Genomic DNA, 14,265 nt, shown 5'->3' with positions numbered 1-14,265 from the left:
GGGATCATGCCAAAGGCCTGCACGATAACCTCGACACGTCTCTTGAGGCCATGCTCAAGCAAAAAACGCTCCTCGATGGAGGGCTTCAGCTCGGACCTTGACTAGTGCGATTAACGAACGTCATTTCGCTGGTCGAACGGGTGAACCGCTTTATTGGTTCGTCGCCCGTAGCGCTTCCATTCCCTATGCTGCCTTCATTTCGCGGTCCTCGCCAAACTGTTCAGACAAATCGAAGCCAGCTCTCCCGCGGACAGACGCCGGCAAGCTGTGCGTGGACTTAGCGAAACAGCCGTCCGCAATTTAGCGGAATCCCTGTCCAGAGTTTGCGAAACACGCAACCAAAACATGAAAGTGCGATGTTCAGGCGCATCGGTGCGACTGCACCAAGCTACGTCATTTGAAGTGATGCCAAGGGGAAACGGAATTGAGCAACGGCTCAAGCGCTGGCGAACCTTCGAATGTTGCGCATATTGGAGCGCCGCCGATTCGAGCACGATCAACGATCGCTGTGGCAAGCTCACGTCAATGTCTCCGAAGTGCCGTTCTGCTGGCGAGGCCGACGCATTTGCCGCCCGCCAGACTACCCCGCTCGGGAGCGCGACGCCGGCAGCACTCCCATTTCCTTGAGCAACCGGCCAGCGCCGTCAATCTTGTCCATGGTCCAGAGCATGAAGCGGCTGTCGACATGGATGCTGCGACTGCGGTCTGCGGCATATGCCCAATCGGAGATCACTCCATCAAGCGTGCCATCGAAGGCGAGGCCGACGAACTCGCCGCGCCCATTCAGCGTCGCCGAGCCGCTATTGCCGTTGGTGATGTCGGCGGTGGACAGGAAGTTGACCGGCAGCGTGCCCAGCGCCGGCGCGACATAGGGGCCATAATCCTTGGCTCGGATCGCTGCGATAGCCGCATCTGGAGCGTCGAACTCACCCTTGCCCGTTTCTTTGGCCAGAAGTCCCTCGGCCGTGGTGAAGGGCGTCCAGGTCTGCCCGTCGCGTGTTCGCCCCGCCACCTTGCCCCAGGTGATGCGCAGTGAGCCATTCGCGTCGGGATACATCGGCCGGCCGATTGCCTGCCGGTAGGCACGCTGACCGTGCATATAGATGGCGCGAGCCGCCTGGCTGCGTCCAGCACGGTCCTTCGCAGCCTGCTCCGCAGCGATGTCGCCGGGATAGAGAGCGACCGCCAGCTTGATGAAAGGGTCCTCGGATGCCTCGAAGGCAGCAGCGGGCTTATCAAGCCAGCCGAGCCGCGTCGCCGTGTCTGCGAGTTTGGTGCCTGCATAAAGTCGGTCAAGGCCAGTTTGGCCCAAAGCACTTTCGAAAGCAGTATCGCGGTCCTTTGCATCCAGCCGGCGATATTCGTCGAGTGCGGCCTCAAAAAGCTTTCGATCGATGTCTGGCAAATAGCGGCGTTCGATCTGCGTCAGCTGATCCGAGATTTCTTTATGGTTACGATCCTGAAAGCCGCTTTCACGGTCTTCATCGGGCTTCTCGTGCTCCTTTGTCCAGCGATAGAGAGTGCGTGCCGATGACAGTAGTTGCGCGCGATTGAGCAACGCCTGGCGCAGCCTCGCCAGCGAAGCCCGGCTATTCTCGCCCACCATCGCGTCCAGTTCGCGGATTGCTGCGTCAAAGCGCGTCTGCCGCACGGGATACTCAGCGACCCAAGCGCGAAAAACTTCCTCCTCGGTAGCCTTGCGCGCGTCGAGGCCGATCGCGTCGGCGCCGACTAGATCGCCCGCCAGCTTCTTCTTGTAGTTTTCAACGCCTTGTAGGATGGAGGCGTAGCGGATCTGCGCTTCGCGATTGCCTGCCGTGGCTTGCTTGATCTGAGCGGCATAATCCGAGAGCAAACGCTGGGACAGTGGTTCGTATTCGGCGAAGTTGAACTGGACTTCATCGGCGGTGAGGAACCGCTGGGTTGCGCCGGGAAAGCCGGCGACCATCACGAAATCGCCTTCTTGGACGCCTTGACGGGCTATGGGCAGCCAACTCTTTGGCCGGTAAGGCACATTGTCACGCGCATAAGGCCGGGAGGAACCATCAGAAGCGACATAGGCGCGATAGAAGCCGAAATCGCCTGTGTGGCGCGGCCACATCCAATTGTCCGTTTCGCCGCCGAAGTTACCGGTGCCGAGCCCGGGCGCATAGACGAGGCGCACGTCCTGAATTTCAAGGTTCTGCTGGAGATAGTAGAAAGCGCCGCCATAGTAAGGCCTCACGTCGCAGCGGCGACTGGCCTGTTCTTCACATGCAGCGATCAGCGCCTTGCGGTTCGCTTCGAGCCGCTCAAAGCGGGCAAGGCCGTTCAGCTTGTCCGAGACGCCCTTGAGCATGTCAGCGGTCACATCCCGCATATCCTCGGTCACATAGATGCGGCTGCCGGGCGCCGCAGGCAATTCTTCACCCAGGCTCTTCGCCAGAAACCCATTGGTGAGATAGTCTTGACCCTCCCTGCTGTTGTACTGGATGGACTCCAGCACGCAGTGATGGTTGGTGGCGACCAGCCCTTGCGGACTGACGAATGAGGCGGAGCATCCGCCCAGTGAAACGATCGCGCTAAGCGGGGCAGCGCCCAGACGGCTCAGCTGCGCGGGATCGATCTGGAGTCCATCCGCGCGCATGGCCGCGCCGACTTCCGCACTCTGGGCCGGCATCCACATGCCTTCGTTCGCCGATGCAGCGGTGGCCGTCCAGAGCAAGGCGATGGCACTTACCCAAGCAACCATATCACATTCGCAGTTCATACTGGTGCCTCTCCCACTCTATCTACTGCTCCCCCGACTGGATCGACTTCGGGCTGGCCGGCGACGCCAGCGCCTGCGCGGCTGCCACTGGGACGGTCAACGCAAACAGCTAGGATGACGCTCCCCTCATCGTATCGGTTCTGGGCAACGTTTGCGGCTCGTCCGTTGCACTAATCGTGCCAAAGCAATAAAGCTTTCAACGACCCAAATGGTAAGCTGCCTTCCATGTCCGACCTCCGACATTTCGTCGTAGACCCGACGCCCTCGTCCTCGCTAGCGACGAGCCCGCTGCCGAATCGCCGTCGCCTGTCCATAATCGTGAGAGCGCGTTTCTTCACCCGATCTGCCGGAACATCCCGAAAGCGTTCCGATCGACATGCTTATCCCGATCGACGGCACCCCGCTTGCCGACGCCAAGCCGATCGAGCCGATCGAATTCGTGCGCGTGATCGCGCTGGCGCGCATCATGATGCCGAAATCGCATGTCCGTCTTTCAGCCGATCGCCGAGACCTCAGGCACGCTGCTGACCGCCGATGAGGTGATGACCGACTGGGGACGCACCGCAACCATGTTCGCCTGCGAGCAGGCCTCCATTTCTCCTGATATCCTTTGCACCTCGAAGCCTGACCGGCGGCGCTATCCCGCTGGCTGCCACGCTGGCCACCGATACGATCCTCCAAGGCTCATTATTCGATCGACCGGAAGAAGACCTTCTTTCATTCGAGTTCGTACACCGCCAATCAGATTGCCTGTGCGGGCCGCACTCGCCAATGTCGAGATCTGGCGGAACGAGCTTGTCGCCGTGCGGATCGCGGCCTTGAGCGCGATGCAGGCCGCCGGGGCTTCGACGCTTTCGCGACACCTTTCTTCACCGGCAGCCGGGCGACCGGCACGATCGCGGCACTCGATCTGCGCGCCGGCTCCGCCGGCTATCTGGCCGAGATCGGACCGAAACTGCGCGCGTTCTTCCATGAGCGCGGCCTGCTTATTCGCCCGCTCGGCAATGTCCTCTACCCCCTCCCGCCCTATTGCATCACCGGCGACGAGTTGGACGGTCTCTATGACGCCATCGAGGATGGCCGGCGAACGCTTCGGTTCAAGGCCACGGCAGATCGTCGCGCATTCTCGGGCTTGGCCACCATGCGCCCGGGCGAAAGGTCGATAACCCGGAATTCGAAACCGGTCTCGGGCTCGAACCTGGCTGGATCGAGCAGCGCACCGGAATTCGCTCGCGATTCTGGGCAACGGACGAAGACACGTTGTCTGGCCTCGCCGCCCGTGCGGCGACATGACTGGTCATTCATGATGGATAGGACAACAGACCAATGCGAAAGCTAGTCGCTGGCAAGCTGCACGGCATCCACGTCACCGAAGCGAACCTCAACTACCGCTCGATTGCGCTCGACCCCGTCCACTGCGAGGCAGCCGGAATTCTGCCCATGGAATTCGTGGAGATATGGAACAAGAATTCCGGAGCGCGGATTTCGACTTCCAGAAATCTTCGCGGACGTCCTGAACGCAGGAAACTAAGGCGATGGATGCCCTCAGCTGGCAACGCACTCGTCGCCAAGCCTAGGCGAAGCACGAAAATGATTGGTCTGGTAGAGACCCTCAGCTTTCAGCGTTGCCCGGAACGTCTCGCCGTACCCGTCCGGTGACGGCCGCCTTGCTGAGGTAGGCTGAAGGTTGCGAGTCCTAGTGCAAGCACTAGGAGTAGCCCTGTGACGAAGCATCAGATCGAAGTGATCACGTCGGTTGAGCGACGCCGGCGCTGGTCTCGGGAGGAGAAGGAGCGGTTGGTCGCGGCGACGTTTGAGGCTGTGGCGCAAGGAGCTCTGGTCTCCGCGCCGTCCATGCCGCAACTCGTTCCCGTGGAAGTCGTCGAGGCGCTGCCAGCGCCGCAACCGCCTGCGCAGCCACCGCCGATCTCCCGACCGCGCAAGAAGAGCAGCATGGTGACGATCGAGCTTGGGGACCCGCCGCCTGCGGGTCGAGAGTGATATCGATAGCGAGGCACTCGGCCGGATCCTGGATGTTCTGGAGCGGCGATGATCCCGGTTCCGAGCGGCGTACGATCACGTCCTTCCCCGCCCGGTGGAACGCTTGCCGGACTATGCCCACGCCAAGGCGCGCCAGGCGCTCTCTGAGAAGATCATCGATGCCTTCGGCCTTTCGGAGGCCTCAGCGACGGCGATTGCCAATGCCGTCGTCGATCCGAGCGAGGTGCGCAAGTCGATTGGCGATACGACTGATCCGATGTGGAGAAGATTCCCGTCCCCGGCGGCACGCTGCTCGGCATTCGCACCAGCGTGTGGGCCCGGCGGACGATGCCGGACCCGCGCAATCCCAGGACATTGCCGTCGCGGCGGCATCCTTTCGCCATCGACCCCGGCGCGGGTGGCGAGGACTCCAAGTTCCGGCCCGTGCCGGAGCCGCACGCACTCGACCCCGAGGAGCGGCACAAGGCGGAACTGGCAGTGGACATCGAGAACCGTCATCACCTGACCTGGGCGGCGCAGCAGGCGGCGAACTTCGTCCTCGCTGAGAACGACTGGCGCGCTTCGATCGAATCGCAGGGTGTGATGGAGGCGGTGTGGCTGGTCGCCACCACGTACCAGCATGGCGACGGCTCGGCTCCCGCGACCACGCTGACCAGTGTCGAGGGTTCGTCGCGCACCACGGCAGTCCACAACATCCTCGGCGTGCATTCCGCAGACGTCCCCTATGACGACGGCGATGCCAAGTTTCGGGCGCATATCCGCAAGCTGAACGATGCCTTCCAGCGTGGCGAGCGTGACCGCGAGACTCTGGTTTCGCTGCGCTGTGAACGGATTCCGGCCCTGATCCTGGTCGGCTTCCGGCCACATGCCGAAGGCGTCACAGGCTTTCACCGCGGTGAAGTCTCTGGTTGCACTCCGCCATGTCGATCCGCCCAAGCCCTGGGGCGAGGGACCGGAAAATGAATCGCTGGCCGACGAGGTGCTGGACGAACTGTATCGGCGTGATCTGATCTCGAAGACTCAGCGCGACTATTATGCCGGCTCATGCACCCGCGCGGAAGCGCGTGAAGCGCATCTGCCCGACGATCCGGTGCAGCGCGCGGCGCAGATCGTGCGGTTGTTCACCAACAAGGATGAGCGCTTCGACGAAGCCATTCGTGTGGCGGTGACCAGCCAGTCCACGCGCAAGCGCATTGGCGTTATCAAGTTAACTCGCGTTCAGGGATATGCGGCATGAACCCGATGTCGTGAACACCGCAACCGTCAGCTACAAGCGCCATCGTTTCCCACCGCAGATCATCGCCAATGCGGTCTGGCTCTACTACAGGTTCCCCTTGAGCCTGCGTCTGGTCGAGGAAATGCTGCTGGAGCGCGGGATCGTGGTTTCGTATGAGACAATCCGCCGGTGGGGCATCAAGTTCGGTCCGCATTATGCTCGCCGCTTGCGCCGCAAGCAGCACAGCCGAAACGATGTCTGGCACCTGGACGAGGTCGTCATCACCATCGCCGGCAGGAAACACTGGTTGTGGCGCGCCGTTGACCAGGATGGCTATGTGCTCGACGAGATCGTCTGGAACCGCCGCAACACCAAAGCGGCCAAGCGCTTGCTGACGCGGCTGCTGAAGAAGCAAGGCGTCGCGCCGAAGCGCATGATCACCGACAAGCTGCGCTCCTATGGAGCAGCCAGGCGACAGGTGATGCCGGACGTCGAGCATTGGTCGCATAAGGGATTGAACAACCGTGCCGAGAATTCGCATGTGCCGCCGCGACAACGGGAGCGGATTATGCAAGGCTTCCGAGCACCAGGAGCACTGCAACGCTTCGTTTCGATCTTCTCGGCTCTGCGCAATCTCTTCGTCCCGCCCCGCTCAAAACGCTCCGCTCTCGCTACACATATTCACCGCCTGCAGGCCATGGCGGAATGGAAAGCCGTGGCCATGGTCAACTGACATCAGCGGCTGCAGGTCTCAACGCGTGTATATGCAGACAACGTGACATCCCCTCTCGGTGAACTCGGTCAAGGGCAAGGCCGCACTCCAGCTCTCGCGCTAGATCGGCGTGCGTTCAAGACCGCCTGGGTGATGCTCATGAAGCTACGTGAGGCGATCGCGTGGCGCAGGGAAGACATGGTGCTCAAGGGCGAAGTCGAGATCGACGGCAATACGCTGGCGGCTATATCCGACCCGAGAACAAGGCCGAAGACCGCGTCGACCGCCGGCCGAGACCGCGCTCCCTGGGCGCCAAGGCGCACAGCCGCTTCATGTTCTGGAACTGCTTCAGGCGTGGCGGCCAGACATTCACGCGCGGCATCCGCGACGATGACGGAGGTGGGCAGCGGTCCGTGACCACGTCTCCCGCGAAGCTACCGTGAACCGTGATCTCCGACGAGCATGGCAGCTACAACGACCTGGCGGGCGTCAACAAGCTGAAGCGAGTGAACCACTCCAAGGCCTACCAGACCGAGGGCGGCACGAACACCAACCAGGTCGAAAGCTTCTTCTCGCGGGTGCAGCGCGCCTACCCGACCAATCTTTGCGAGCTGTCGAGGACCGCTGACAGACGATTTGCGATATGGGTCTGCGGGGCCTTGGCTGCGACTCCTCGGAAACGGATCCCATTCGCATTTTGTATGAAATCGCCGGCTTTTCCGGTTGGCACAAGCGTTGCAGAGCTATTTGCGATAACATTTCGCCTAATGGGTAGGACGCATGAATTGCTGCAACAAGCTGCCTGACATCGGCCGCCGTCAATTTCTAAGAGGAGGAACGTTTGCCGATGCAGGAAGGGCCGTACCTGTGGAACTGCCTGCGCAGACTCAGACAAAGTCTGCACTGGGGCTGGCACTCGTCGAATACCCATCGAACAGGCTGAAGCCGAACGAACCCTAGACGTCAGTTACCAGACGGCGCCGGCCGGACCGCGACATTGTCAGATTCTCGACCACGCGCCCGCACAAGAGCTTTCCATGGAACTAAAACGCAGATGACCACTCCTTTAGTTGTCCCGACCACAACACATATTTGAGAAAGGTAGCAGATCTGGGACCAGTCGACGGCCAATATTCCTCAATACGAGCTGCGCATCGACGCCAAGGGCGAAATCTACGCCGAGTGAGTCGACGAGCTTCTTTACGGCTGCCTGAGCAACGTACTTTAAGCGAGGATTGGATCATGGCTTATAAACATATCGACCGCCTGCCGTACCTTCAATCGGGGGATTCCCGCGTGAAATATCTGTTCGTCGGCGCCACAATGGTTTTGGCGTGCTTGCCTCCGGTCGCCCGGGCTCAGGATATCGAGGCCGGAAAGACAGTCTTCAAAAAGTGTGCCGCCTGCCACAGCGCTGATACCGACGCGAATAAGGTCGGGCCAACCTTGAAAGGCGTTGTAGGCCGGACAGCCGGCACCGTCCCGGGCTATTCGTACTCGAAAGCCATGAAGGATGCGGGCGCAGCGGACCTCGTATGGGATGAGCCGAACCTGATGGCATATTTGGCCAATCCCAAGGCGAAAGTCCCGGCGAACAAAATGGGGTTCCCTGGCCTCAAGAATCCCGAGGACCTCAAAAACGTCATCGCCTATCTCAGGAGTGTGTCAGGTTAGAAACCTTTGGCCGTTGCGTTTCCGGAACAACGCGAAGTAGGGAGCAATCGTGTTTCACGCCGTGAAACCAGTTTTGAAAGCCGACTGTTCTGTCGGGCAAAGTGGCGAAGCTATCCGACGCGGCTGGTCCAGCAGGCCTGTGCTCATGCCGTCAGCAACCGCAGGACGGGAACCCATCCAATACGCTTGCTCTGGCTTCGCCAGGACGGTACTCATTGGGCCGCGTCTTATGGCTCTGCCCAAAATATAGCCATGCGTCGCCGCGCCCTTTATAGGTCAAAGTTGGTTAAGTTGCTCCCTCTTCCGGCAGCCTGAATTCAGCAAGGGCCGCCGACAATTGACTCATTTCGCTGAGTTTCCGGGGCTGTCGTCCCGTTTCAACGGGATGAGGGGGGATGTCACGTTGTCTGCATATACACGCGTTGAGACCTGCAGCCGCTGATGTCAGTTGACCATGGCCACGGCTTTCCATTCCGCCATGGCCTGCAGGCGGTGAATATGTGTAGCGAGAGCGGAGCGTTTTGAGCGGGGCGGGACGAAGAGATTGCGCAGAGCCGAGAAGATCGAAACGAAGCGTTGCAGTGCTCCTGGTGCTCGGAAGCCTTGCATAATCCGCTCCCGTTGTCGCGGCGGCACATGCGAATTCTCGGCACGGTTGTTCAATCCCTTATGCGACCAATGCTCGACGTCCGGCATCACCTGTCGCCTGGCTGCTCCATAGGAGCGCAGCTTGTCGGTGATCATGCGCTTCGGCGCGACGCCTTGCTTCTTCAGCAGCCGCGTCAGCAAGCGCTTGGCCGCTTTGGTGTTGGGGCGGTTCCAGTACCGATGCTACTGCATCCCGCGCCTGTCAGCGCAGGAAATCCCATCCTAACCGGTCGACCATGGATTTTTGCGCCCTAAAGTGCCGATTCCCTGATATCCAACGCCGAAGTTTTCCCGGCCAGTATTTGATTGCAAATGTCCTGGAGTGTGGACGTTGCAAACATTTAAGAAGCCTTTTATAAAGAACGCTATCTCAATATCGATAAGCGGAATCCATCGAATCAATAGGGTTACCGCTCAAGAGCTGGCCGCCACTGCTGCGGATAACAGCACATGCGGCATTCAAGCCCGTTTGTACCGCGCCCTCGACCCACCCGCCGGTAAAGGAGCATCCACATCCTGCGAGATACAAGCCCGTGTCTTCTTCCGGTCTTTTTGCGGTAGCGAATTGGAAAAATAACCGTTCTGAATAGATGTCTTCACCAGGATAATTGAGCTTGAAGGCACCTACTGAATATGGGTCCATCAGCCAATCGTGCTGCAGGACATGACGTTCATAGTCACCGTTAGCCGGGACTAGATGACGGGCGAAATCAGGGGATATGGTGGCCAGATCATCGACCAGACGCTGGCTCCGTTCCTTTTTGTCCAGAATGGAAAGCATTTTGTTAGCATCATCTTCCCATGTATAACTTAACAGCACCACGCCCTTACCATCCGGATCATCGGGCTGATAGTCTAGGCAGTAAACCCCTCTGGCAAGGCCATCTGACAAGATGGTTGTCGGCGAGCCCTTTTTTAACCAGAACTTGTTTTCCGTCAGCATAAACAGCTTGGAAGAGCCGGTAAGGTGAGTTTCTCTGACCGCTCGCAAAACTTCGTTAGTAAGAAAGGTTCCATCCGCCGTGAGACGATGGGCCAGCTCCATAGCTCGATTGCTGGTAGTGACGATGACGCGGTCAAAAGGCACGACCTGCCCTCCTGCGCATGTCACGAGAATCTGACCGCCCTGTTTGTAAATACGGCTTACATGACCGTAGCGGACACGCTGCCGCAAACTCACACCGTTAAGCTCCTGTTCAGCCAACCGTTTCACCAACAGGGAGATCCCTCCCATAATCAGGCGCTGATCGTCCTCGTACCCGTTAATTACTAGACGCAGTATCTCAGTAAACGCGGCTTGGTACACAGGTAAAAAGCCTCCAGATCCAATCCCCAGCGATCCGAAAAGCTCAAAATCTTCCGGCCTTTTCCAAGGTACGCGCCCTGGTGGCTGCGGTCCGGTAAAGATGGTGACGAGGGCCGAATAGAAGGAGATGTCGCGAAACGAATCTAGCCAGGCCTGCCATGCGTCACGAGCTTGGTCAAAGCGATGCGACCGAAGCAAAGTTGTGATCTTCGCCGGTGCGGGCAGTTGAATCCCTTCGTGCACGTAACCGTCGCTTATCAAAGCCTGCCATCCTTGATGAACGCGTCTGAACAGTGGCGGCGGAGACTCGCCGGCCTGCCATAAATGACGCGCACCTCGATAGTGCACCTCGGTATCCACGATGCCCGGATCGGGGAAGGAAGCTGCGGTATCTATCCTCAATTTGTCCAGATAATGGAACAGGCAGGTTGCGCTGGAAGGAAAGCGCATAGCGCCCATCTCGGCAATGAGATGCGGTTCGCGCGGGTCGAAGATTTGTGACCAAGCCCGCCCACCCATACGATCCCGCGCCTCAAATAGCACGATGTCCGTTATTCCGGCGCGCAAAAGTTCAGTCGCCGCCACCAAGCCACTGATGCCGGCGCCCACAATGCCAACCCGCGGACGCCGGCTGTTTTGAGCAAAGCTCCCAATACCACCTTCAGACTCGCTCAATCGCAAGAACGGTCCATAATCATACAGAAGATCGATACTCGGCAATGAATTTCTTGCGATGGTATTGTTCAGCATACCGCTCTCCGGTGATAGCTATATTTCTTGATATCTAGTGTGGCCGCCCTCAGAATGCCTCCCCCGTTAAATTGGAACGCTGGCCACAGCATAACAATTGCTGCTCAACGGAGGCGCAATTAACGGTGTTTATTAGAAGAGAGCTTGCCATAATAATCACTGCAAACGCATCTCGCTAATCGACGATTGACTCGATATTTATTTGGATCGGAATGGATTGCTTAGCCGAAATACATCGCATTCCTCTCATATGGGGAAGTCGCGCTCCTGCTACCGAGCGCGTTCCAAATACTCGCGCACTATATCTTCTATTAGTGCTTGCTAACGACCCATAATATCTAATTCTTTCTATCACTCAATTCTCACTCATTGAATTAATATTACGTTTCATATGTAATATAATACGCTTCCTCACTGATCAGAATTCGGCCGATGGACATGATGCGCCAAGGCTGGTTTTCGAGCTTGCGCCAAGCATCGCAGCAATGGGCGACGATATCGTCATAGGATTTGAAGATGCGGTTCGACAGCCAGTTTTCGCGCATGACGAGCCAGAGGTTTTCGACCGGGTTGAGCTCCGGTGATTTCGGCGGCAGTGGCAGGATGGTGATATTCGTGGGCACGACGCCTGGCGTCCTTTCCGGCAAGCAGCCTTTGGTTGCTTCCATCGACGGCTATATCACTTTGGGGGGCGAGGATGAGGCAGCTGACTACGTCGACGAAAACGGCCAGGCATGGCAGGCCACGCCCGGTGCAGTCGCGTGGCTGGCGGAGGTTACCAGAAAGCTGAAACCACGACGACTGCGTGACTGACCACCGGAACCGATGGGCGTGTTCTAATTTGGGTATACCCGGCCTGAACACCTGCCATGAACACGTCGCAACCGGAAAAGCTTGTATATTGTGGGCTCAATCTTCGTCAATGAACAGAGCATCGCGCCGGCACACCCAAAATGAACAGTTTGCATGACCCGCATCGGATACGCCAGCACCTCCACCACCGAACAGAACCTCGCCGCGCAGATCGCCGCGCTCAAGGCCGCCGGCTGCGAGGTCATCCGCGAAGAGCAGAAAAGCGGTTCAGTCCGCCAGCTACGCCGCATCAGCGTCTGGTTGCAGACGCTCGCACCTCAGATGCAGTCCGCTCCCGTCTGCAGGAAATCTACGCCGGGCTCGATCCTGTCCTGCTATTGCGCGATATCCGTGCCGTGCAGGAGCGACTCGCTGCGCTTGCCGATACTCCGCCCGCCATGCGCCCTGACGGAACAGCTCAGCCAATCGACCTTTTCTTGGCGAGTTTGCGGACTGCTTGGAAGGACGGAGCTATCCGGCCGACGGGTCGCCCGATTGTGAAAGCCAAAAGGGGGCGGCGGCGTCCTGACCCTCTCGTCAAGGCGACTGCGGACTTACGAAATTGGTTCGAAGCCGAACCATGGCGAAACCGGCAGCGAACTTCTGTCACGACTGCAGGCCGAGTATCCCGGCGATTACCCGGACAAACTGTTTCGAACGCTTCAGCGCCGGCTAAAGGTCTGGCGCAGCGAACAGGCGGACGCGTTGCTGTTTGGCCCCTTGAACAAGGAGCCGCCGATCCTGGAGGTCGCGGGGCCACACTGAGGCGCCGTGGCGCTCGCTAAGGAGGCCGGGAGCAAAATGGATGAGGCAACGCTCGAATCTCGAGGAACATCGTTACGTGAGGCAATACGGCATCTCATCCTGATCGTCGCGCTATAGAGTTCCAGGCCTACATCGCCTTCCAACAATGCCAGCCTGATCAATTACGGCGAGAGCTACGGCCCGGAGAGCGCATCAGCGCCTCTGTCGTGAAAAGAGCTGTTCTGCTTGGCCCCAGCCATGGAGCTCAACGTCCCGCGTCGGAGCGCTCTCTGCTTCTGAAGGAGGCCATCAGCTCCGCTCGGGCTTGATCGGAGGCTTGGCTGATGAACGTCGTGGTTGCTTCGCTCGGCTGCCGCCCCATGGCGCTTTGCGGATTATCAGTCCTCTGCCTCTTCGCTGGCCGCAACAGCGCTGTTGAATCTTCATTGTTGATGATGACGCCCCCGCTGTTCACGAGGTTGCTCCTGTCAAGTGTACTCGTCAGCTCGTCCTGGGCCTCGCGCGTCTTGCCCAAGTGCCGTTCAAACGGCGCTGGCGCGATTTGTCGGGCTTGCTGCTCTTGCAAGACGGCGTGTCGCGCCTGCGACCCGGCTGCTGCAAAAGCATTCGCGGGGATTGCGGCAAGCTCGTGCGGCAAGCGCCCCTGCCTCAGTCGGTTTTGCAGCGCCTGCCGATCGGCGACGAGGTAGTCGAGGTGCAACGGCAGCTGCGGGCCTGGCCGCTCTTCGTTCGCCAATCGAAGAACCAGCTCGCGCGTGCCGTCCACCACAAAGACGCCGCAATCAACACCGTTGTTCTGCCGGGCCATGGCGGGTGTCACAAAGGTGGTCGCGTCCAGTCTTGTTGCGAGCTCTCGTGCAGGTGCGTCATTGTATCCCCGTCCATCGCGCTGATGGATGGAGTCGTAGTGATAGGCGACCGCTCTTTCCGGGTCGCGGCGATCAACGAGCAGCAGCGACCAATGCTCGTTGTGTCCATCATTCTCCACCATAGCCATGGGATTGCCACTGTTCACCGGCAGGAACACGAAGTCGGCTGCGACGTCGTTTTGATGATAGATGGACAGCAATGTAGGTTGCGGGTCCCGGTCGTGACGGCGCAGTTGCTGGGAGACCAAGGAATCCACCAACCGCGTTCGGGCGGCGAGCGCTGGGTGGGCGGCCTGCAGGCTCTGCTCCAGCAACCGGTAATCCCTGTGAATATGGACGTCGCCCAGCAAGTCGTCGCCGAGCACCGCGCCCGCGGGAAGGTTGGACGAGCTTGACGGAAAAGCTCCGATCGGAGCATCGGAGGAGGTGGTCAGATCGACCAACGGAACATCGCGATAGGTGTCTGACAGCCTGGCGGTCGCTGGCGAGGCGGGTTCTGGAACCCTTGCCGGTAGTGCTGCCGCTGCCGCTGCCGCTGCAGCTTCCCTCATCCGACCGCGATGGACGAGCCAAAAGTCGTTGCGCCCTTCCGGCCTCTCGGCGGTGTAGCCGTGACCTTTGATCTCGTAGTTCCATTTCGGGTTTTCCGCATCCGGCAAGAGGCCATGGTGGTCCAAGGAAGAGAGCATTGCGTCTGGGACGCGTTGAGTCCCATGGGAGAAG

The 14,265-nt window shown here is 59.3% G+C and carries 10 protein-coding genes and 7 pseudogenes; 12 read left to right on the top strand and 5 right to left on the bottom strand.

From position 1 onward, the window contains the following. Positions 1–580: 580 nt before the first annotated feature. A complete protein-coding gene (locus AC0L26_RS31605) occupies positions 581–2,731 on the bottom strand; it encodes a S46 family peptidase (RefSeq protein WP_473636031.1) in 2,151 nt (716 codons plus the stop codon). A 346-nt stretch (positions 2,732–3,077) separates the two neighbouring features. Here AC0L26_RS31605 and AC0L26_RS31600 point away from each other — a divergent pair. From AC0L26_RS31600 to AC0L26_RS31555, 10 genes and pseudogenes are all read left to right on the top strand, one after another. Beyond that, positions 3,078–3,254 (top strand): annotated as a pseudogene (locus tag AC0L26_RS31600) (biotin synthase BioB); the annotation flags it as partial. Further along, positions 3,247–3,855, top strand: a pseudogene (locus AC0L26_RS31595) (aminotransferase class III-fold pyridoxal phosphate-dependent enzyme); the annotation flags it as partial. The pseudogenes AC0L26_RS31600 and AC0L26_RS31595, both read left to right, overlap by 8 nt. A gap of 16 nt (positions 3,856–3,871) precedes the next feature. Then, a pseudogene (locus AC0L26_RS31590) lies at positions 3,872–4,033 on the top strand (3-oxoacyl-ACP synthase); the annotation flags it as partial. Positions 4,034–4,075: 42 nt separating this feature from the next. Continuing rightward, positions 4,076–4,240, top strand: a pseudogene (locus tag AC0L26_RS31585) (aspartate 1-decarboxylase); the annotation flags it as partial. A 231-nt stretch (positions 4,241–4,471) separates the two neighbouring features. Continuing rightward, a complete protein-coding gene (locus AC0L26_RS31580; protein ID WP_473636030.1) occupies positions 4,472–4,750 on the top strand; it encodes a hypothetical protein in 279 nt (92 codons plus the stop codon). A gap of 258 nt (positions 4,751–5,008) precedes the next feature. Further along, a complete protein-coding gene (locus AC0L26_RS31575) occupies positions 5,009–5,713 on the top strand; it encodes a hypothetical protein (RefSeq protein ID WP_473636029.1) in 705 nt (234 codons plus the stop codon). A gap of 16 nt (positions 5,714–5,729) precedes the next feature. After that, positions 5,730–5,987 carry a hypothetical protein gene (locus AC0L26_RS31570; protein ID WP_473636028.1) on the top strand — a complete coding sequence of 86 codons (258 nt, stop codon included), beginning with the start codon at positions 5,730–5,732 and terminating at the stop codon, positions 5,985–5,987. Then, complete coding sequence (locus tag AC0L26_RS31565; protein ID WP_473636027.1) at positions 5,977–6,699, top strand: IS6 family transposase; 723 nt, start codon at positions 5,977–5,979, stop codon at positions 6,697–6,699. The genes AC0L26_RS31570 and AC0L26_RS31565 overlap by 11 nt, the downstream gene beginning before the upstream one ends. Before the next feature lie 425 nt (positions 6,700–7,124). Continuing rightward, positions 7,125–7,484, top strand: coding sequence for a transposase (locus AC0L26_RS31560; RefSeq protein ID WP_473636026.1), 360 nt, complete (start codon positions 7,125–7,127; stop codon positions 7,482–7,484). Between the two features lie 517 nt (positions 7,485–8,001). Next, positions 8,002–8,352 (top strand): c-type cytochrome, encoded by a 351-nt coding sequence (locus tag AC0L26_RS31555; RefSeq protein WP_473636032.1) that lies wholly within the window; start codon positions 8,002–8,004, stop codon positions 8,350–8,352. 444 nt (positions 8,353–8,796) lie between these two features. Here the strand turns inward: AC0L26_RS31555 and AC0L26_RS31550 are convergent. The 3 genes and pseudogenes from AC0L26_RS31550 to AC0L26_RS31540 form a co-directional block, all read right to left on the bottom strand. Continuing rightward, positions 8,797–9,168, bottom strand: a pseudogene (locus AC0L26_RS31550) (DDE-type integrase/transposase/recombinase); the annotation flags it as partial. Between the two features lie 202 nt (positions 9,169–9,370). Next, positions 9,371–11,056: an NAD(P)/FAD-dependent oxidoreductase gene (locus AC0L26_RS31545; protein WP_473636025.1), complete on the bottom strand. Its 1,686-nt coding sequence runs from the start codon at positions 11,054–11,056 to the stop codon at positions 9,371–9,373. Positions 11,057–11,436: 380 nt separating this feature from the next. Next, positions 11,437–11,679, bottom strand: a pseudogene (locus AC0L26_RS31540) (transposase); the annotation flags it as partial. On the opposite strand from AC0L26_RS31540, the gene AC0L26_RS31535 reads away from it, so the two are divergent. Together AC0L26_RS31535 and AC0L26_RS31530 are read left to right on the top strand one after the other, a co-directional pair. Continuing rightward, positions 11,672–11,869 carry a hypothetical protein gene (locus tag AC0L26_RS31535; RefSeq protein WP_473636024.1) on the top strand — a complete coding sequence of 66 codons (198 nt, stop codon included), beginning with the start codon at positions 11,672–11,674 and terminating at the stop codon, positions 11,867–11,869. The pseudogene AC0L26_RS31540 and the gene AC0L26_RS31535 overlap by 8 nt on opposite strands. A gap of 266 nt (positions 11,870–12,135) precedes the next feature. Beyond that, positions 12,136–12,673, top strand: a pseudogene (locus AC0L26_RS31530) (ISNCY family transposase); the annotation flags it as partial. Positions 12,674–12,917: 244 nt separating this feature from the next. On the opposite strand, the gene AC0L26_RS31525 reads toward AC0L26_RS31530, so the two are convergent. Further along, a partial coding sequence (locus AC0L26_RS31525) for a Ulp1 family isopeptidase (protein WP_473636023.1) occupies positions 12,918–14,265 on the bottom strand: 1,348 nt, incomplete at its 5' end.

The sequence above is a fragment of the Mesorhizobium sp. WSM4823 genome (genome assembly GCF_055811195.1).
The sequence above is the reverse complement of the archived record's forward strand: the minus strand, read 5'-3'. Positions and strand labels throughout refer to the sequence as shown.